Annotated in this window: 17 protein-coding genes; 11 read left to right on the top strand and 6 right to left on the bottom strand. The window is 54.6% G+C overall.

Annotated features, from left to right (window positions below; genetic code table 11):
* The first annotated feature begins 146 nt into the window (after positions 1-146).
* A complete protein-coding gene (locus ACR1XY_RS20115; protein WP_480595837.1) occupies positions 147-1,364 on the top strand; it encodes an ROK family protein in 1,218 nt (405 codons plus the stop codon).
* Positions 1,354-2,865 (top strand): CRTAC1 family protein, encoded by a 1,512-nt coding sequence (locus ACR1XY_RS20110; protein ID WP_480595835.1) that lies wholly within the window; start codon positions 1,354-1,356, stop codon positions 2,863-2,865. The genes ACR1XY_RS20115 and ACR1XY_RS20110 overlap by 11 nt, the downstream gene beginning before the upstream one ends.
* On the opposite strand, the gene ACR1XY_RS20105 is transcribed toward ACR1XY_RS20110, so the two are convergent.
* The 4 genes from ACR1XY_RS20105 to ACR1XY_RS20090 all read right to left on the bottom strand — a co-directional run bounded on the left by ACR1XY_RS20105 (position 2,866) and on the right by ACR1XY_RS20090 (position 7,799).
* A complete protein-coding gene (locus ACR1XY_RS20105; RefSeq protein ID WP_480595833.1) occupies positions 2,866-4,167 on the bottom strand; it encodes a cytochrome-c peroxidase in 1,302 nt (433 codons plus the stop codon).
* On the bottom strand, positions 4,157-5,116 hold the full coding sequence (locus ACR1XY_RS20100) for an aldose epimerase family protein (RefSeq protein WP_480595831.1): 960 nt from the start codon (positions 5,114-5,116) through the stop codon (positions 4,157-4,159). Before ACR1XY_RS20100 ends, ACR1XY_RS20105 begins: the two co-directional genes overlap by 11 nt.
* Positions 5,113-6,570, bottom strand: coding sequence for a xylulokinase (gene xylB, locus ACR1XY_RS20095; RefSeq protein ID WP_480595829.1), 1,458 nt, complete (start codon positions 6,568-6,570; stop codon positions 5,113-5,115). The genes ACR1XY_RS20100 and xylB overlap by 4 nt, the downstream gene beginning before the upstream one ends.
* Before the next feature lie 260 nt (positions 6,571-6,830).
* Positions 6,831-7,799, bottom strand: a complete 969-nt coding sequence (locus tag ACR1XY_RS20090; RefSeq protein WP_480595827.1) for a LysR family transcriptional regulator — start codon at positions 7,797-7,799, stop codon at positions 6,831-6,833.
* A gap of 128 nt (positions 7,800-7,927) precedes the next feature.
* Between ACR1XY_RS20090 and ACR1XY_RS20085 the strand changes: the two genes are divergently transcribed.
* From ACR1XY_RS20085 to ACR1XY_RS20045, 9 genes are all read left to right on the top strand, one after another.
* Positions 7,928-8,935, top strand: a complete 1,008-nt coding sequence (locus ACR1XY_RS20085; RefSeq protein ID WP_480595825.1) for a TAXI family TRAP transporter solute-binding subunit — start codon at positions 7,928-7,930, stop codon at positions 8,933-8,935.
* Between the two features lie 80 nt (positions 8,936-9,015).
* Complete coding sequence (locus tag ACR1XY_RS20080) at positions 9,016-11,229, top strand: TRAP transporter permease (RefSeq protein WP_480595823.1); 2,214 nt, start codon at positions 9,016-9,018, stop codon at positions 11,227-11,229.
* A 4-nt stretch (positions 11,230-11,233) separates the two neighbouring features.
* Positions 11,234-12,472, top strand: a complete 1,239-nt coding sequence (locus ACR1XY_RS20075; RefSeq protein ID WP_480595821.1) for an NAD(P)/FAD-dependent oxidoreductase — start codon at positions 11,234-11,236, stop codon at positions 12,470-12,472.
* Between the two features lie 27 nt (positions 12,473-12,499).
* On the top strand, positions 12,500-13,240 hold the full coding sequence (locus tag ACR1XY_RS20070) for an aspartate/glutamate racemase family protein (protein WP_480595819.1): 741 nt from the start codon (positions 12,500-12,502) through the stop codon (positions 13,238-13,240).
* A gap of 61 nt (positions 13,241-13,301) precedes the next feature.
* Positions 13,302-14,006, top strand: a complete 705-nt coding sequence (locus ACR1XY_RS20065; protein ID WP_480595817.1) for a TSUP family transporter — start codon at positions 13,302-13,304, stop codon at positions 14,004-14,006.
* A gap of 61 nt (positions 14,007-14,067) precedes the next feature.
* Positions 14,068-15,039, top strand: a complete 972-nt coding sequence (locus ACR1XY_RS20060; RefSeq protein ID WP_480595815.1) for a D-cysteine desulfhydrase family protein — start codon at positions 14,068-14,070, stop codon at positions 15,037-15,039.
* Between the two features lie 299 nt (positions 15,040-15,338).
* Positions 15,339-16,013: a phosphatidylserine decarboxylase gene (locus tag ACR1XY_RS20055; protein WP_480595813.1), complete on the top strand. Its 675-nt coding sequence runs from the start codon at positions 15,339-15,341 to the stop codon at positions 16,011-16,013.
* A 12-nt stretch (positions 16,014-16,025) separates the two neighbouring features.
* A complete protein-coding gene (gene pssA, locus ACR1XY_RS20050) occupies positions 16,026-16,772 on the top strand; it encodes a CDP-diacylglycerol--serine O-phosphatidyltransferase (RefSeq protein ID WP_480595811.1) in 747 nt (248 codons plus the stop codon).
* A gap of 9 nt (positions 16,773-16,781) precedes the next feature.
* The gene (locus ACR1XY_RS20045; protein WP_480595809.1) at positions 16,782-17,405 is read left to right on the top strand and encodes a class I SAM-dependent methyltransferase; all 624 of its coding nucleotides are present in this window, start codon (positions 16,782-16,784) and stop codon (positions 17,403-17,405) included.
* A 242-nt stretch (positions 17,406-17,647) separates the two neighbouring features.
* On the opposite strand, the gene bfr is transcribed toward ACR1XY_RS20045, so the two are convergent.
* Both bfr and ACR1XY_RS20035 read right to left on the bottom strand, forming a co-directional pair.
* The gene (bfr, locus tag ACR1XY_RS20040; protein WP_480595807.1) at positions 17,648-18,133 is read right to left on the bottom strand and encodes a bacterioferritin; all 486 of its coding nucleotides are present in this window, start codon (positions 18,131-18,133) and stop codon (positions 17,648-17,650) included.
* A 585-nt stretch (positions 18,134-18,718) separates the two neighbouring features.
* Positions 18,719-18,943: hypothetical protein (locus tag ACR1XY_RS20035; RefSeq protein ID WP_480595805.1), on the bottom strand; the 225-nt coding region annotated here is incomplete at its 5' end.

Here is an 18,943-nt window from a genome sequence, read left to right as displayed (position 1 = left end):
CCTCCCATTTGCTGAGCCATCGCATCACGATTCGCGGCTCTCACAGTTCTGAATATCATATTTATTTCAGTCGGTAAAATATTTAGTCTACAAGACGCGCGAAATCTCAAATAGATTAGACCAACAAATAGATTCGCGAGTACAAGATGCTGAAAAGCAAAGCCTCACCGATTTCTTTGGAACAAAGAAACACAACCCGCCTGCGGGTGTTGGAGCACATCAGATCAAAGGGTGCCGTTCCGCGAATCGAGATCGCAACGGCCTTGCAGACCAGCCCTGCAACCGTGACAGCGGCGACTGCCGATCTCATCTCAGCAGGGCTAATCAAAGAGATTGAAGCCGAAGCGCAATCAAAGTCCGGAAAAAGGGGCCGACCCAAGATCTTGCTGCAATTGGACGGTCAGTCTTTCCTTGTGGCGGGGCTAAAGGTGGCACGGCAGATGATATCGATCATTCTGGTCGATTTTGAGGGCAACGAAGTCACTTCGCACAAGTTTCCCTTAAACAACGCCAGAATGCCGCCTGCAGAGTTTGTTTCGACCATCCACAATGCGCTTACGGAAGCCTGTGCAAAAATCGATGGCTCAGTCGAACAACTGGCGGGCATTTCTATCGGGGTAGCCGGCCAGGTCGATGCAAGCAGAAACTTTGTCCACTGGTCATCATCGATAACCGAAAGAAACATTGATTTCAGCAACTTACTCTCAAACCAATTGCCCTGCCCCGCATTCGTAGAGAACGATGCCAACCTTGTCGCGAAAGCCGAACAGTTGTTTGGGCTGGGTAACGGTCTGAAAAACTTTCTCGTCGTCACGATCGAACATGGTGTTGGTCTTGGCATCGTTCTCGATGGCAAACTGTACCGTGGAGAAAGAGGCTGCGGGGCAGAGTTTGGACACACAAAAGTGCAACTTGACGGAGCCCTGTGTCAGTGTGGTCAACGCGGATGCCTTGAAGCCTATGTCGGGGACTACGCTTTAATCCGGGAAATGACAGTCACAGGACAAAACAACGAACTAAAGACCGTGTCCGACATACAGGATCGCGCAGTTTCTGGAGATGAAAGAGCGGCTTCGGTGCTTGCCCGGGCGGGTCAGATGTTCGGGCTTGGAGTGTCCAATCTGATCAACCTGTTCGACCCAGAGTGTATCATTGTGTCAGGCCCGCAAAAGAGCTTTGAACATCTTTGTACGGATGAGGTCATGACCCGCATTCGAAGTGGCGTCGTCAGCGTGGACGCGCCTTTGCCTGATATCAAAGTGCACCATTGGGGTGACCTGATGTGGGCCAAGGGCGCAGCAGCGTACGGGATTGAACAAATTTCGATCCTCAAAGTTAAGGAACTTGCAGCAAATGCGATTTGATCTTGCGGCATTATCGGTTTTTGCCACAGTCGCCAACGCGGAGACAAGAATCCCCGAGTTTGTGAGCATTGAAGTTCCGTCGCATGTTTACGATGGCGGCTGGGAGCATTTCGTTGGCGGTGGCTTGGCCGTTTTCGATTGCAACGGTGATGCACTGCCCGAATTGTTCCTGGCAGGTGGATCAAATCAATCTCAACTGTTCAAAAATACATCGCGGGAAGAGATCTCTTTTCAAGCTCAAACGCCTGACCAACTGTCCTTGACCGGGGTAAGTGGGGCGTATCCATTGGACGTGGATAGCGATGGCCTAATAGATTTAGCGGTCTTGCGTGTAGGCAAAGACCTCCTTCTCAAAGGCCATCCGGGCTGCCAATTCAGCCCTTTCGAAAACCTTGGTTTTCAGTCCGAGGATCACTGGACGACGGGTTTCTCGGCCACTTGGGAAGATGGGCAGTCTTTACCTACCTTGGCGTTTGGAACTTATGTTGATCGGTTCGACCCCGAAGGCCCATTCCAATCTTGCGGGCCGACCCTGCTTTATCGCCCCGAAGGGCGCAGTTACCGACAGCCACAACAGCTTGAACCCGGGTTTTGTTCGCTTTCCATTCTGTTTTCTGATTGGGCACGAAACGGGCGCGCGGACCTTCGTGTCAGTAACGACCGCCACTACTACGTGCGGGGCGGGCAAGAGCAACTTTGGGCCATGGAACCGGAACCACGGCTGTATGCGCTTGAAGAAGGGTGGCTACCCTATTCAATCTGGGGAATGGGGATCGCCTCACGGGATCTGACCGGAGACGGTTTTCCCGAGCTCTATCTAACGTCTATGGGCGACCAAAAACTTCAGGTTTTTGATCCTGAAACTAACGGCCCAACTTGGCGCGACGCTACTTATGAAAAGGGCACGACAGCCCATCGGCCTCATCTCGGTAATGACGGAAGGCCATCAACCGGGTGGCACGCGCAGTTTAGTGACGTGAATAATGATGGTCGAGACGACATATTCGTCGCCAAAGGCAATGTTGAGCAAATGCCGGACGCCGCCCTGAACGATCCCAACAACCTGCTTTTGCAAAACTCTGATGGTTCGTTCTTTGAAGCCTCGACAAGCGCCGCCGTTGCGTCGATGGCGAAATCTCGCGGGGCAGCCCTTGCAGACTTAAATAACGACGGGAGTATGGACCTTGTTGTCGTCAACCGTGGTTCGGAACTGGAAGTCAGCCAGAACACGTCACAGGGAGGAGATTGGTTGTTGCTTGATGTCGCACAGAACCAATCCAACCGTGCAGCAGTGGGCGGGTTTATCGAAGTCAGAACCTCGCAGGGTGTTCAAACTCGCGAGATAACAGTTGGCGGCGGCCACGCCAGTGGTATCGCCGGGCTCCACCATTTTGGACTTGGGCGTGAGGATCGAGCGCAGGTTCGCGTGATCTGGCCGGGTGGAGAGGCTAGCGAATGGCTGGAACACCCCTCTAATCAGATCATTCGAATTCACCGTTGATCATCGATCCACTGGCAGTCCGCTTGGAACCTGATCGGGTATCCCTAGCCGTTCGGCTGGGTCTTCCAAGCTTTTCAGAAAGCTGAGAAGTAAGACTACCTCTCGATCCGTCAGTGCAACTTTTGGCAGGCTGTTGCTTTCAGCGATCGCATCCAAGTGCTGTTCGTCCAACAACGGATTATGATCTTCAGATCCCGGAAAAGCAGGTAACAGGGCCATCTCTATCGAGTAGTTTCGCAAAGACGTCACCGGGTCCAGATGGTGGCGCACCATGTCCTCAAGCCGGGCGTATGCTCCACTATGGCCGTATGGAGCCGTCAGAGTCACGTTGCGTAGGGATGGCGTTCGAAACGCAAACCCATCTTCCGGGTCACCGGTTACACGAAGACGGCCGTCGTCCTTGACGTGGTTCTCAAATCGCGCCGCTTTACCCGGACCGATCTGCGGCAGCGCAATCGAATGAAACTTATGATCCGTCTGAAACCAACCCGAGTGGCAGTTGCTGCACCCAGCTTTTCCATAGAACAACTCCATGCCGAGTTCTGCTTCTTGCGGCAACTCGGCCTCGCCGCGCATTGCGCGGTCGAACGGGCTGTTATCCGCGCGCCATTCGAAGGCTATAAAATCCGCGATTGCATTGGCAATTGCCGTGAATGTGATCCCATCATCCGGCGAAACACCTTCAAACCTCTGGCGGTATTCAGGAACTGCTGCGACCCGTGTCGCTATCAGGTCCCACGCACCGCCTTGCTGTGTCAGAAAACCAAGGCGAACCGCTTTGCTCACGTCATTCTCGGAGTAGTGACCAGCCATTTCGTCCGCCGATAAAACCGGAAACATTGCTTGTGCCGCCAACGCCGACTTGAAACCGGATCTCATGTTTGTGCCCAGCGGAGTTCTAATACCCTCAGGTTGCGTTGGGTCTGCCTCTAGTCGGCCATCAAGGAAAAACGTCTGAAATTCAGTGGCCCCGAGGTTCCACAACCCGGGTGAATTTCGCGGAATACGTTGTTCAGGAGTGTTCTCTGGGTCCAACCTTCGCTCTGCGCCCAGCCCAATCCCCCCTTCCCCAATACCAAGGGAAAGGCCGTCTGAAGTGCCAAGCCTGGGATGATGACAGGTTGCACAGCTGATATTTTCGTTCCCTGACAATATCGGGTCATAAAACAGCAAGCGCCCAAGCTCGACACTCGCGAAATCTGGCTCAAGAAACTCTGGCAGCGGGCCAAACGTCTGAGCGTTCGCGCCACCAAGGTTCGCGATCGACGCGCTGATAGCCAAAAACAGCGAGCTAGCTCTCATTTTGATCCTCAGAGATTTCTAATACAAGCACCTGTCGGTAGGGTGTCTCTGGGGTGCAGATAACTGAGGGAAACAATGGGATATTGGGTGCGTTAGGGTAGCCCGATGGCTCAATGCACAAAGCGGACGAAACACAAAGTGGTTTTGCCTTTTTGTACCCCGAATAGATCTGTGCTCCGGGTTGGTCGGAATAGGCTTTTAATGTAAGACCAGAGGGTGCCGTGAACTTAGCGGCCGGAGCCGATGGGTCATGATCGTGATCGAAGCAGAAGTAGTGATCGATCGCCTCCGAAACACTTCCGATTGTTCTGGGTGTTGAAAAATCCAGATCGCTTTCTTTGGTGGCACGCACTTGGCCCGAAGGAATTCCCTGATCGTCGATTTCCAAGTATCGGTTTGAAGCTAGCTTCAGTTTATGCTCATCAATTCCTTCTGAGCTACCCAAAGTGTAGTAGTTATGCTGCGTCAAACTTATCGGTGTTGGCCGGTCCGGCTGCGCGGTCATTGAATAAACCAAACGCGGAAACTGCAGGCAGATTCTGACCTCAAACCTGATCTCGCCGGGAAAACCGCTTTCCCCATCGCGTGAAACGTAGCTTAGCAAAACCTCATTCTGAGCAATCTGTTCGAGGTTCCAGAATTGTTTGGAGAGTCCGCCCTCTCCACCATGCAATGTGTTTTCGCCTTCGTTGGCGCTCAACTGGAAAGTGGTGCTTCCCAGGTTAAACTTTGCACCGCCGATCCGGTTTGCAACCCGCCCGACAATTGCGCCCAGGTAACGGGTATCGGTCAGATACGCTGTTGGGTCTTCGAACCCAAGAATGAGCGGTTCGCCCTTGTACCACCAGCCCTGCGTTATAGCCCCGTAGTTCAGGACAGAAAGGCGCATATCCCCATCGGCGAGAATAGCCGTTTCAATCTGATCAAGCGTATTCGTTTTTGGTTTCATCTTGCTGCAAGTGGCTCTAGCGCCGTGTAGAATTGCTTATAGCGCCTGTATTCGTTTTCGTAGGCGTCAATCAGGTCGTTGCGCGGTTCGATACATTCTTCGATTTCCGGAGGCGTCATGACTTGCGCCGGTTCAGCGCCGTTGGCAGCACAAATTGCGAGGCGTGCAGCGCCCATTGCTGCACCGAATTCGCTACCTTTGGGCACTTCCAATGGAACTTGCAGAACTGTGGCCAAGGTTTCCAACCAAAACCGGGATCGCGCGCCTCCCCCAACCGCCATTAGGCTTCGCGGCTGCGTTCCGGTGCTTTTCAACGCTTCCAGACAATCTCTCATTGCGAATGCAACGCCTTCCATCACGGACTGGGTTAGGTCATTAGGTTCGGACGACACGTCCACGCCCAGAAATGCGCCACGGATCCGGCTGTCGTTATGCGGTGTCCGTTCTCCTGAAAGGTATGGCAGAAAGGTGATCGAAGAAGGCCCATTCAACCTGCCGGGTAACGCTGCAGCGAGTTTTTCCACCGGTTCACCCAAAGTTCGCGACAACCAATTCATACTGTTAGTTGCGGAAAGTATGACGCCCATTTGTATCCACCTTTCGGGGACGGCATGACAAAAGCAGTGCACAGCAGTTTCCGGAGCAGGCGCATAGGATTCCCTCGCAACCAGCAACACACCGGATGTTCCAAGTGAAACGAACCCCGCGCCGTCGTTAATGCTCCCGATTCCGCAAGCTGCCGCAGCGTTGTCACCCGCGCCGCCTGCAAGGACAACCGGAGACGAAAGCCCCCACTCCTGTCTCAACTCATCCTTCAGCTCTCCACCGGGATCACTGCCCTCGACCAAGAGAGGCACTTGTTCGACCCGCATGTGACCCATGGAAAGAGCTTTTTCCGACCACTGCCGATTCTGGACATCCAACCAGGATGTTCCCGCGCTGTCTGACACGTCCGAAATGTATTCTCCTGTCAGCCAAAACCGCAAATAGTCTTTCGGCAACAATACTTTGTCTATCTTTGAGAACACATCTGGCTCGTGCGTACGCAACCACTCGAGCTTTGGCGCTGTGAACCCCGGGAATACTATGTTTCCTGAGATTGTGCGCATCCCCGGCGTTTGATCCAGTATCGCTGCCTCGTCAGCTGACCGCGTGTCATTCCAAAGAATGCAAGGTCTTAGCACTTCACCTCTTTTATCCAGAAGTGTCGCACCATGCATGTGCCCGCTTAGGCCAATACCGCGCAGTTTTGAAAATGCCTCCTCGTTGTTTGCGCGGATTTGCCTAACAACCTCTTGGCAAGCATTGATCCAGTCCAGGGGGTTCTGCTCGGACCAACCGGATTTGGGCGACAAGGTCAAAATGCTGACCTCGGCGTCACCGAAGACAAGACCGGTGTCATCTACCAGAAGCCCGCGGAGACCCGACGTTCCCAAATCCAATCCCAAGTACATTCGACACCACCCCAGGAATTTATTTTACCTGATAAAATTAATTAATGCAGAGGTCTTGTCAAGGTGCTGCCAGAAAGGTGCTGTCAGACAAAAATTGACCACCCTTAGCCGCATCAGTCAGGCCGCCCATTATGCCGAGCTAGCTTGCACCACTCGGCATATGCAGCAGAGCACATCTTCTTATGAAATACATACCGGTTGAATGCATACATGGCAGCTCGCTAGACCACGAACAGCAGACAAAAAAAGGAACCGGCAATTCAGCTACGCTCGCCACCAGCTTCATCAATACATACCGCTTTAGGGTTTGCGTTCACCTGCTCCAACATCCTCAACACTTCGGCTTTCCAACCTGCTTTGATCTTTAGTGCCAGCTGAGACGGTGGTCGGTGGTCGGGCTCAAGGAGCGCATATTCGTATCTGAGCGGTTTCTCGAAGGGCAAGAACGCAATCTTTCCGTTCGAAAAATTTAGCTCCAGCTCAGTCGCCACAGTCAACGGATCCACGATCGAATAACACTGACCGGAGCTCACAAAGGGTATCAACGGAAGAAAGTACTGACAGGTCACCGTTGGGTTGTAGTTAGCAGATACATCCTGAAACTCTTGCCGAATTTTACTTTGGAATGGATGAGTGGCATGCAGCCCCCCCATAGGAGCCCCGTCGAGATCGGAGACTGTCAAGATCTTGCGGGAAGCAAGCGGGCTGTTACGATCGACGGCACAAAAACAGTCCGCCCGGATCAGCTCAGCCGAATACTGAGGCTCTTTCCCGGCCGAGTGTTCGAAATCTGCGAAGCCAAAATCTATGTTCTGCGTCCCGGCAAGCTCCATAATCTGCGGTGAGCTACGCGTAGACAACGTGATGCGTATCTCTGGGTTTTCACCGACCGATTGGCTAATAAACCGCGGGAACAAAAAAGCGGATGGACCCGGCATTGTTGCGATGTTGAGGCTGCCGGAATGCCCTTTTATCAGCCCTTCCATTGTGCTGGATATCGTCGCAAGTCGGTCCAGGATGCCGGTGGTCTCGGCAAGCAGATAATGCGCCTCGGGCACCGGCACCAGCCGCCTTCCCTTGCGTTCGAATAATGGCAAGCCCAGCGTCTTTTCAAGGTTCTTCAACGCAAGACTTATAGCGGGCTGTGTGCGGTTCAGTTTCTTGGCGGTCTGAGAGATGGAGCCGGTTTCCATCACCTCTCGGAATACAGTGAGCTGCGTCAAGTTCATACCCAATACATAAGGAAAACCTTAGTTTTATGAAATATAAAAAATTTGTTTTTATGCGATTTGCCTTTAGGCTTTCAGGATCGAAGTTCGGACCAACCGAATCCAACGAACCAACAACGGAGACGACAATGAAATTTGCGAAATGCTTGACTGGCCTTGCTCTGGCAGGCGCACTGGCAGCCCCCGCGCTGGCACAAGACCCGACCTTTTTCCGTATCGGCACTGGTGGTGCCGGCGGCACCTATTTCCCCATTGGCGGCACCATCGCCAACGGCATCTCGGCTCCTCCGGGCTCACGCCCGTGCGAAGAGGGCGGGCAGTGTGGCGTTCCCGGCCTGATCGCCATTGCGCAATCCACAACCGCGTCGGTCTTCAACAACGCCGCCGTGCAAAACGGTGAGCTTGAGGCTGGTCTGGCCGCGGCCGACGTCACGCGTTCGATGTATCTGGGCGAGGGTAAATTCGAGGGTAAGCCTCATCCCAATCTGCGCATCGTGGCCAACCTGTTTCCTGAAGACCTGCATCTGGTTCTGCCAGCCGGACAGACGATCAACGATCTGGGCGATCTGGAAGGCAAACGTGTTGGTATTGCTCAAGCCGGTTCGGGCACGCAGGTTGCCGTGCTGCAAATGCTGGACGCATGGGGCGTCAACCGCGACAACATGGACGAAGCCGAGCTGAACAACAGCCAGAGCGCCGAGCGTCTGGCCGATGGTCAGCTGGACGCCTATTTCTATGCTGCGGGCTGGCCAGTTGCTGCTATGGTGCAACTCTCCTCGACCAAGGGCATGAATTTGCATTCGTTCAGCGATGAGGATCTCGCCAAGATCAATGAGATCATTCCCGCCTATATTCCCTCGGCCATTCCGGGTGGTGTCTACGAAGGTATTGACGGAGAAACCAAAACCCCCGCGGTCAGCGCGATGCTGGTTGTTTCGTCGGACCTGTCAGAGGATCTGGTCTATCAGTTGACCAAGGCCCTGTGGAACGACAACACCCGCAAGCTGCTGGATAACGGCCACGCCAAGGGTAAGCAGATCACTCCGGACACAGCCCTGGACGGTGTCGAGGCGTTGGGTGTTCCGCTGCATCCGGGCGCGGAGAAGTTCTATAAAGAAGCCGGGCTTCTTCAGTAACCACACCTCACTGACACCTGTCGACGGTGCCCCTGCGCGGGGCACCGTACTCTGGAATTTTGCAAAATCGGGGGGCCATCATGTCCGAGACCCAGAAACTTGATGACCACGAACTGACGGCCGAGGAACTGGCCGCTATTGAGGAACAGTTCGACGAAGGCGCCGCCGTTCGGCAGGTTACGCCCACCACTGGCAAAGTGCTGCGTGTCGTTGCCCTGATCTTTGCGTTCTACGAATTCTTCACCGCAGGTTTTGGCCTGCCTGCCGATCACTGGCACATGGGTATCTATTTGGCCCTGTTGTTCATTCTGGTCTACGCGACAATCCCTATTATCGGGGCCAAAAGCCTCTATGCCCTCAAGGTCAGCCGGTTCCGCATCGGCAACATACCCCTTTATGATCTGGTCTTCATGGCGCTCGGCATCGTTGCTGCGCTCTATGTCGGTATTGCCTGGCGTGGAATCCCGGCACTGGGAATTGAGGAACAAACGTTCCGCATGGGCAACCCAAACGCATATGACGTGTTTCTGGGTGTCGTCATCATCCTTCTTGTGCTGGATATTGCGCGCCGCACGCTAGGCTGGGTGCTACCGCTGATCATCTGTGTGTTTATCTCATACGCTCTGCTGGGGCCGTATTTCCCCGGCTTGCTGCAGCATCCCGGCGTGAATTTCAAAACCTTCGTGTCATCGATGTATTTCCCGCAAGAAGGCATCTACGGCGTCACACTCTGGGTGGTTTCGACCATCGTGTTCCACTTCGTCCTGTTCGGCGTGATCGCGCAGCGCACTGGGTTGGGACAGCTTTTCATCGACAACGCAACCATTTTGGCGGGCCGCTATACTGGCGGTCCGGCAAAAGTGTCGGTGGTATCCTCGGCCTTCTTCGGCACGATCTCGGGTTCTTCGGTGGCCAACACCGTATCAACCGGCGCGCTGACAATTCCCAACATGAAGCGCCTTGGATACCCCGGCCATTTTGCAGGCGGGGTCGAGGCCGCGTCTTCGGCGGGGGGACAGATCACGCCGCCGATCATGGGTGCCGCGGCCTTTATCATGGCTGAGTTCCTTGAGGTCCCGTACACCACTATCGTGATCGCGGCGATCTTCCCGGCTATCCTGCACTATGTCGGCGTCTTCGCCGTGGTACATTTGATGGCGCGCAAGCTGAACCTGCAGGGTCTGGCGAAAGAACAACTGCCGCAGCTCAAGGCCGTTTGGGCCGAAGGCTGGGCCAATATCGTACCGCTAATCGGTCTGTTGGTGGTACTGTTCACAGGCTATACGCCGTTCATGTCCGCCTTCTGCGGTATTTCTCTTGCCGTGATCGCGGGCATGTCGCGCATCAAACAGCCACCAACGTTGATCTATGCCGCAGCATTTCTCGCCTTCGTGCTGTGGAAATTCTCAGATGGTGGATTCGACCTGACCATGACGGCGATCCTGTGTGCCCTGTCCGTGGTTGCGACACTCAACCCGCAGAAACGGATCGAAGTGCCCGAGATGCTGGCTGCGGTGGAACTGGGTGTGAAATACTCGCTGGCTGTGGGTGCGGCGGCTGCCGCGGTGGGCATCGTGGTTGGCGTAATCAACACCACCGGTATCGGCTTTCGTATCGGCTTTATGGTAACGCAAGGCGCGGGCAATCTGGCGTCCGATCTGTACAACATGATCTCGTTCGGTAGCTTCCAGCTGTTTGCGATGGAAGACCTGCAGCTTTTCATCTCGCTGGTATTCATCGCCATCGTATGCATTCTGATGGGTGCAGGTATCCCGACCACGGCTCTCTACATCATGCTGGTTTCGGTCGCGCAGCCTGCGCTGGCGCAACTAGGCGTTCCGCCAATCGCGAGCCACTTGTTTGTACTTTATTACGGCGTGGTATCCGAAATCACGCCTCCGGTCTGCACCTCAGCCTATGCGGCGGCGGCGATTGCCAACTCGAACCCGTTCCGAACAGGGTTGTCCGCCTTCACCCTTGGACTGGGCAAAGTGATCGCGCCAATGGCCTTTGTCTACGCCCCGGTTCTGCTGTTTGTGTCCTCAACCGGGTTTAATCTGTGGGAGTTCACATATACCGCGGCTAGCTGCATAGCCGGTGTTATTGCCCTGTCCGCTGCAGTGGTAGGTTACTGGCTGAAGCCACTGAACCTCGCGTCGCGTGTTCTGATGGCAATCGCCGGGGTGATCTTCGTTGCCCCGAGTCTGACAGCTGACCTAATAGCGTTGGCAGTGGCCTCGCCAGTCATCGTCACCCAGTTGATCGCGCGCAATCGCAGCCAATCTCCAGCCTGATACGATGACAGAGCAAGTTACCATTATCGGCGCAGGGATCGTCGGAATCTGTTGCGCACTGTCTCTACAAGAGCGGGGCATACCGGTCCGTCTTGTGGACCGGGGAGAACCGGGGCAAGAGACCTCGTTCGGTAATGCGGGCGTGGTGTCACCTTGGTCGATCATTCCGCAGGCAGTTCCAGGTATTTGGAAGAAACTACCCCAAATGCTGCTGGGCCCGAAAAGCGCACTGTCGGTCCGGGCGGGTTTCTGGCCGAAGATGATCCCATGGGGTTTGCGCTTTCTGGGTAAGTCCAGCGAAAAGTCTGTTCGCGAAGTCTCGGACGCGATGGAGGTTTTGTGTCGTCCCTCCATTGATTTGTACCGTCGACATCTGGATGGCACCGGGCACGAAGATCTGATCGCCGATAGCTACTATATCCACGCATTCCGCAACCCGGAAGAGGCCGACCTGGATGGGCTTGGCTATTTGATCCGCCGGGAAAAAGGCGGCGATTTGGAGCGCATTGGCGGTGCGGAGTTGCGGCGCATGGAACCCGCACTGACAGAAGAGTTCAAGGCCGCGATTGTGATCAAAGGCCAGGCCCGCGCGACCTCTCCAGGGCGTGTGGGTGCAGTTCTGGCTGAAAAAGCGCGCGCGCAAGGCGCCGAGATTGTAAGGACTGAAGTCACCAAGCTGACCCGCGGCGAGGACGGCGATTGGCGATTGGCCACGTTGGGCGAAACACTGCGCGCGCGCCATGTTATCATTGCAGCCGGAGTGTGGTCCGCTGACCTGCTAAAACCACTGGGGCTGCCCGTGCCCCTGGCTGCTGAACGAGGATACCACGTTGAGTTTCCCATGCCCTCAGCCGCTCTGAACAATTCGGTCATGGATGTCGACGCAAAGGTGGTTGCAAGTTCAATGCAAGACGGCCTGCGGATCGCTGGCACGGCCGAGTTTGCCAGCATAAATACCCCTGCCGATCCGCGCAAGGAAACGATACTGACCGAACAGGCCAAATCCATGGTTCCGGATCTTGATACAAGTCAGGCCCGATTCTGGATGGGACGGCGCCCCTCTTTCCCTGACAGCCTGCCTGCAATTGGGCCGCTCAATGGCAACGACCGGCTCTACGCTGCATTCGGGCATTCTCATTACGGGCTTATGATGGCCCCGAAGACCGGTGAGCTTGTGGCCGATCTTGTGTCAGGGCGCAGGCCGAATATCGATCTGGCGCCATATTCGTTGGCCCGGTTTTAACTTCCGCATCGAAAGGACTTGAGCACCATGCCAATTTACACGGGCGGCCAGAATATCTGCGGGGCTTCAATCGGGGTCTTGTGCCTTGAAAGCTATTTCCCGAAACCACCCGGGCACATAAAGAACCCGTCCAGCCTGCCGTTTCCGGTGCTCTACGAAATGATCGACGGCGTCACCGTCCCTACCCTGCTAAACAATCCAACCCCCGAATTGCTCGCTCCGTTTATTGAGGGCGCAAAACGGCTCGAGGCCGAGGGCGTTCGGGCCATCACCGGAAGCTGCGGTTTTCTGGCATTGTTTCAAAAGGAACTGGCGGCGGCAGTCTCGGTGCCTGTCTTCGCATCCAGCCTGATCCAGGTGCCTCTGGCATTCCACATGACCGGAGCGAATGCTCCAGTGGGCGTGCTGACCGCTGATGCGTCAGCGCTGACGCCGAGGCATTTCGAAGGTGTCGGGGCCGCCGATATTCCCGTCGCGGTGCAAGGGTTAGAGGATACCAGCGAATTCGCAGAGGTGATTTTGCGAAACGCGCGCACCCGCATGGATACTGATCTGATCGAGGCCGAAGTCCTTGAGGCCGCGCTGCGATTAAAGCGCCAAGCACCGGATATTCGGTCGCTGGTACTGGAGTGTACAGATTTGCCGCCATATGCCGCGCGCCTTCAGGAAGTGCTGCAACTTCCAGTCTTCGATTTGACGACACTGGCGCAGATGGCGCATACCGTTGCGACGCGCAATGCCTACGCCGGAATCATGCCTTGGGCGTAAAGGGACAGCAGTACCGCGCGGGACCTTGGGGGTATAAGTGTCCGTTGACCTTGCCATCCTGATGGCTGCCATCGGCCTTGGCGCAATGCTGCAAGTCGGCGTGGGCATCGGGTTTAGCATTATCGCAGGGCCACCAATGATGATCCTGCTTGGTACTTCGACGGCTGTTCCCGTGCTGCTTCTATTGAACACCGTTGTTTCAGCGGTAGCGACAGACCGGCACGTGCTGAAAGCCGACGAGCAGACAATTCGCACGGCGATCATCGGATGCCTCGTCGGAGTGATTGCAGGTCTCGCCGTCTACCCCTTGCTGAGTGAGGCATTTGTCCTTGGCTTGACGGCCAGCCTGTTGCTGATCGGGCTTCTAACGACCTTGCTGCCCTTGCGCCGCTCAATTGGAACAGCGGGATTTTCGATTGTTTCGGGGTTGTCTGGGCTGGCAACCGTTTGGGCGGCTACACCGGGTCCTCTTATGGTTTTCGGTTTGATTGCAAAAGGCCGCCCAGCCAAAGAAGTTGCAAAGCTGGTTCAGCCCATTGCGCTGGTGGCGTATGGCATCGCATTTCTGTTGCACAGCGTTTCAGAGACGCAAATTTTCACTTATGGCGCGCAACTATGGGGCTTCCTCGTGCTCACGCTGATTGGCAGCCTTCTCGGACGCTCGGTAGGCCCTTGCTTACCACAATCGCTAGTCACAACGGCTATCCGCGTGGTTTCGTTGATAGCCTGCAGTGTTCTCTTTCATCGCGCATTTACGATCGCGTAAAATCGAAGGGCAGACGATGACACAAAAAAATTTTCTGGACAGATTTCCTCGGGCCCAACTCATGACAGGTCCAACCCCGTTGGAGCGATTGGATCGACTGTCTGCGGAATTGGGCATAGACCTTTGGCTGAAACGCGATGACCTGACCGGGCTTGGCTTTGGTGGAAATAAAACGCGGCAGCTTGAGTTCTACTTTGGCGATGCACTTCAGCAAGGTGCTGATACCGTTCTGATCACCGGCGCCGTTCAGTCCAACTTTGTTCGATCTGCGGCAGCAGCAGCGGCCAAATTGGGCATGCAATCCATCCTGCAACTGGAAGAACGTGTGCCGGATATGGGTGAGGAGTACTACAGTTCAGGAAATGTGCTTTTGGCAAGGATCCTGGGCGCCGAACATATGAGCTACCCCGAAGGCGAGGACGAAGCCGGTGCCGACGCTGCGTTGCATGCACGCGCCGAAGAACTGAAGGCTCAAGGGCGCAAACCCTATGTCATTCACCTGGGACTGAACCATCCACCCTTGGGTGCCTTCGGCTATGTCGTCGCCGGGCAAGAATTGTGCCAACAGATGCCGAGTTTCGACGCAGTCGTCGTACCGTCAGGTAGCGGCGCAACACATGGAGGCTTGTTGACTGGAATAGCACTGGAGGAGAATGCCGCCACTGTGTTCGGCGTCTGCGTGCGCAGGAATCGCGATCAGCAAAAGGTCCGAATGAATACTGTTCTGCAGAAATTGGCGGATTTGCTGGATATAGACGCGGCGCCATTGCAGGACAAGGTCAACGTTCTGGATGATGCGCTGCCGCCCGGCTACGGCAAACTAAGTGGAATGACAAAAGCTGCATTGGAAAAGATGGCTCGCACCGAAGGAATTTTCCTTGATCCTGTCTATTCTGCGAAAACCTTTGCAGGGTTGTTGCATTTGGTGCGCGCAGGAGAAATTCAACCCGGACAAAAAGTTGTCATGCTGCACACGGGTGGGCTGCCTGCATTATTCGGGTACCAAAGAGAGTTGATGGACAACCAATCCTAAGAAACAAATCGCCCAATACAGCACCGCCAGCGACCACCGACTTTTCTCCCAACCCCTGTCAGCGCTTCGGTGCGTGAAGCATTTCCTCATCATCCGTTACCAATGTCTCTCCAACTGATTGCATCAGTTGCGTAGCGAAATCTAAATGACTAGTGGTCACGAAGCGAGTTTCGTGTCTATTGCACCGAAAAAAATCTTCCAAGCTACCATTGATTGGCACCGGCATGGGTGGTCCCACTTGCGTTCCTTACCAATCCACTTATGAAAGAGCCGTCAATTGACCTGAGGGAAATTTTGCGATGCGCATGCGCGATACGTTCATCAAGCCGATGCACCCGGAAGGTATTCGGTTTGTCGCAATCTTTGCCGCCATAACGGTCGGCCTTTTTCTTCTGTCTGACGTAATGGGCTGGATTGGCGTCGGCCTTACGGTCTGGTGCTACTATTTCTTTCGCGACCCGGAACGGGTGCCGCCGTCAGAAGAAGGGTTGATCGTCAGTCCGGCGGACGGGGTGGTTTCGCTGATCGAAGCGGCGGTGCCACCGAACGAACTTGGGATGACCGATGCGCCTCTCACCCGAGTCAGTGTGTTCATGAGTGTATTCAACTGTCACGTGAACCGGACGCCCATTGAAGGTGAAGTTACCGCGGTTGCTTACCGCCCCGGCAAGTTTTTCAACGCATCCCTGGACAAGGCCAGCGCAGACAACGAGCGCAATAGCCTGCGTATCCGCATGACGAACGGTCAAGACCTTGCCGTTGTCCAGATTGCCGGCCTGGTGGCCAGACGGATCGTCTGCTTTGTAAAACCCGGCGCCGCGCTGCAAACCGGAGAGCGATTTGGATTGATCCGCTTCGGGTCTAGGCTGGACGTCTATCTTCCCGATGGCGTGGACCCGCAGGTGCGTGTCGGGCAAACGATGATTGCTGGCGAGACCGTCCTTGCCAGTTTGCACAAACCCGTAGAAAAGTAGGTAGTTGGATCAGTGGCAGAACCATCCGAACAGGGAGAGAAAGGGTTTGCGCTGATCCATTTGCTTCCCAATGTGTTAACCATAACGGCTATTTGCGCGGGTTTGTCAGCAATCAGATTTGGAGTTCAGGGCAACTACGTGCTTGCGGTTCAGCTCATTATTGCCGCCTGTGTTCTGGATGGGTTGGATGGACGTATTGCCCGCCTGCTCAGCAGTGACAGCAAACTGGGGGCCGAGCTTGACTCACTTGCAGATTTCCTGAACTTCGGAGTGGCTCCGCCGCTCGTTCTCTATTTCTGGGCCTTGCAGGACATACGCAGTGCTGCGTGGCTTGCAGTCCTGTTTTTTGCGGTGTGCTGCGTCATGCGCCTTGCCCGGTTCAATGTGGGTAGCAAATCTGAGACCTGTGATCAGGACAGCGCCTATTTCGAGGGGGTCCCCGCCCCTGCAGGAGCCCTGCTGGTCATGATGCCAATGTATCTGTCCTTCGCTTTCGCGGATGCCCCATTGCTGCCCAGTATTTTTATTTGCCTCTACATGGTGACAATCGGTCTTCTACTTGTCAGCCACATACCGACTTGGTCATTCAAGACCACAAGGATCTCCCGTGAAAACGTAAAATACTTCCTCATTGGCGTCGCCGTTGCAGGTGCCGCGCTCCTGACCTTTGCCTGGGTCACGCTGATCGCACTCTGTCTCACATATGTGGTGATGGTCGCGTGGGCATGGCTCGACAGGGAAACTACTTCTAACCGTTAAGGACTCGATATGGACATTAAAGCCGTTCAAACTTCCTATGCTCGCTGGGCACCCGTCTATGACAAGACGTTTGGAGCTATCACCAATGCCGGGCGGCAACACGCGGTTGAATATATAAACAAACGCGCTGGAAAGGTTCTTGAAGTTGGCGTCGGCACCGGGCTGTCACTGGAGCATTACGGGCCCGAGACGCAAGTGACCGGGATCGATTTCAGCGAGGAGATGCTGCAAAAAGCCCGCGACAAGGTAAAAGCTATGTCACTCAGCCATGTCACAGAGTTGAGGCAAATGGACGCCCGCGCGCTTGATTTTCCAGAGAACCATTTCGATACGGTTGTGGCAATGCACGTTCTGTCCGTCGTTCCGGAACCGGAAAGGGTGATGACGGAGATAGCAAGGGTCTGCAAACCGGGTGGCAAAGTAGTGATTACGAACCATTTCCAACGAGAGCGGGGACTGCTTGCTTCTCTTGAAAGGGTGTTTTCGCCACTTGCAAATACAATCGGCTGGCATTCCGATTTTGAGATTGAAACGGTGCTGAAAGAGGATGCGCTCTCAGTCGAAGAACAAAGACAGATTCCCCCGCTGGGCATGATGACTTTTTTGGTACTGAAAAAAACAATGGTCGGGTAACAGCCTTCAAAAGAAAGGTTTTGCGGCCCTAAATACGGAGCCGAGCAACATCCTTTCGGTCCAATAATTTAACAAATTCTCTCTTTTATGAGTCGGATTTGCAGCCGCGAGATGCGCGCATTGAAGTGTCATAATTTGGCGATCTTCTGCGAAATAATACGACATTCGTGGAGCGATGATGCTTTACCGAAGAAAATGCTGGATTTCTTGAAAAGCTACACGCCAATGGGTGTCAGCGCGGTTTATTCGACATCTTCCATCTTGGTGGCGTTCAGTTGAGCAAACAACTCGGGTCCGACGCGGTCATAGAGTTCCAACTGCGTTTCGAGGAAATCAATGTGGCCTTCTTCGTCTGACATCAAGCTTTCGAACAAACCCATGGAAACATAGTCACCTGCGGCTTTGCAGACATCTCGCGCTTCCTTATAGAGGGAACGAGCGCTTTGCTCAGCAGCCAAATCGCATTCCAGAGTTTCACGTGGATTCTCTCCGATCCTTAGCGGGTCCAGTTTTTGCAGGTTGGGATGGCCCTCAAGGAAAATGATCCGCTCGATCAATTTGTCGGCGTGTTCCATCTCCTCAATGGATTCTTCCCGGCTTTTCTTGGCCATGCTCCCAAGTCCCCAGTCATCCTGGAGGCGGTAGTGAAGCCAGTATTGGCTGACGGCTGTCAGTTCGTGCCGAAGCGCTTTGTTCAGATAATCGATTACCTTTTTGTCACCCTTCATAAATGGTCTCCCTGGCTTCATGTTCGTCTTGCATGGACGAGGTTTTCGATGGTTGATCTTAACATTTTTTAGAACTGTTCCAAAATCGACGGATTACCCTTTGCCTTCAGTTAACTAACCGAAATCCCGACGATTCTTGTTAGTTTTACCCTGGGAACTGGCAAAGCGCGTTCGTTATTGCTACCAGTCTGAGTAGGGTGCGATCCCGGGACCGCAATGCTGTACCTGCCGGGTTATTACATTTTGCAGATCAGTGGCTGTCCGGATTAAGCCTTAGCACAATTGTAAGGCTTTGCGTTTTGAAGTGGTCCCATATCATGATGCAGGCAGGCAGTTTAAATAAAAGGGAAGACGTCCACCCTCTCGGTGCGCCCGAGCTGCTGGAGCGGGCGATGCAGTTCGTCAATCATCTACGCGTGGTTGCACTGCAGACCCGATCATCCTCGCGTGTTGAATTGGGTCAGGCCTGCGCTCTGCTGCTGGCTGACCCGGCAGATGCTCAGATACGCCGCAGAAACCCTGATGCGCGGATTTCGTCGAGCCGTTACCAAAGGATCTGTATTCTTCCGGCGCGGAACCGCCGAATTATCCTTTGATGAGGCTTGGCTGGGCCGTTTGTTCGAAGCGGTTGATAAGGGTGACGACGACAGTTTCCAATTCCTCATTCGATCCCGTGCCCCTTGCTGAACGCAGCAAAACCTGTCCCTTTTGATCCGAGCTAGGGTCAGGGCTCATAGCCAATAGATGACGAGTGCTGCGAGGGCGATGGCTGACAGGAAGACCTTCGGGCACCTGTCGTAGCGGGTCGCC

Source organism: Ruegeria sp. AD11(2025), from assembly GCF_056542405.1.
The sequence above is the reverse complement of the archived record's forward strand: the minus strand, read 5'-3'. Positions and strand labels throughout refer to the sequence as shown.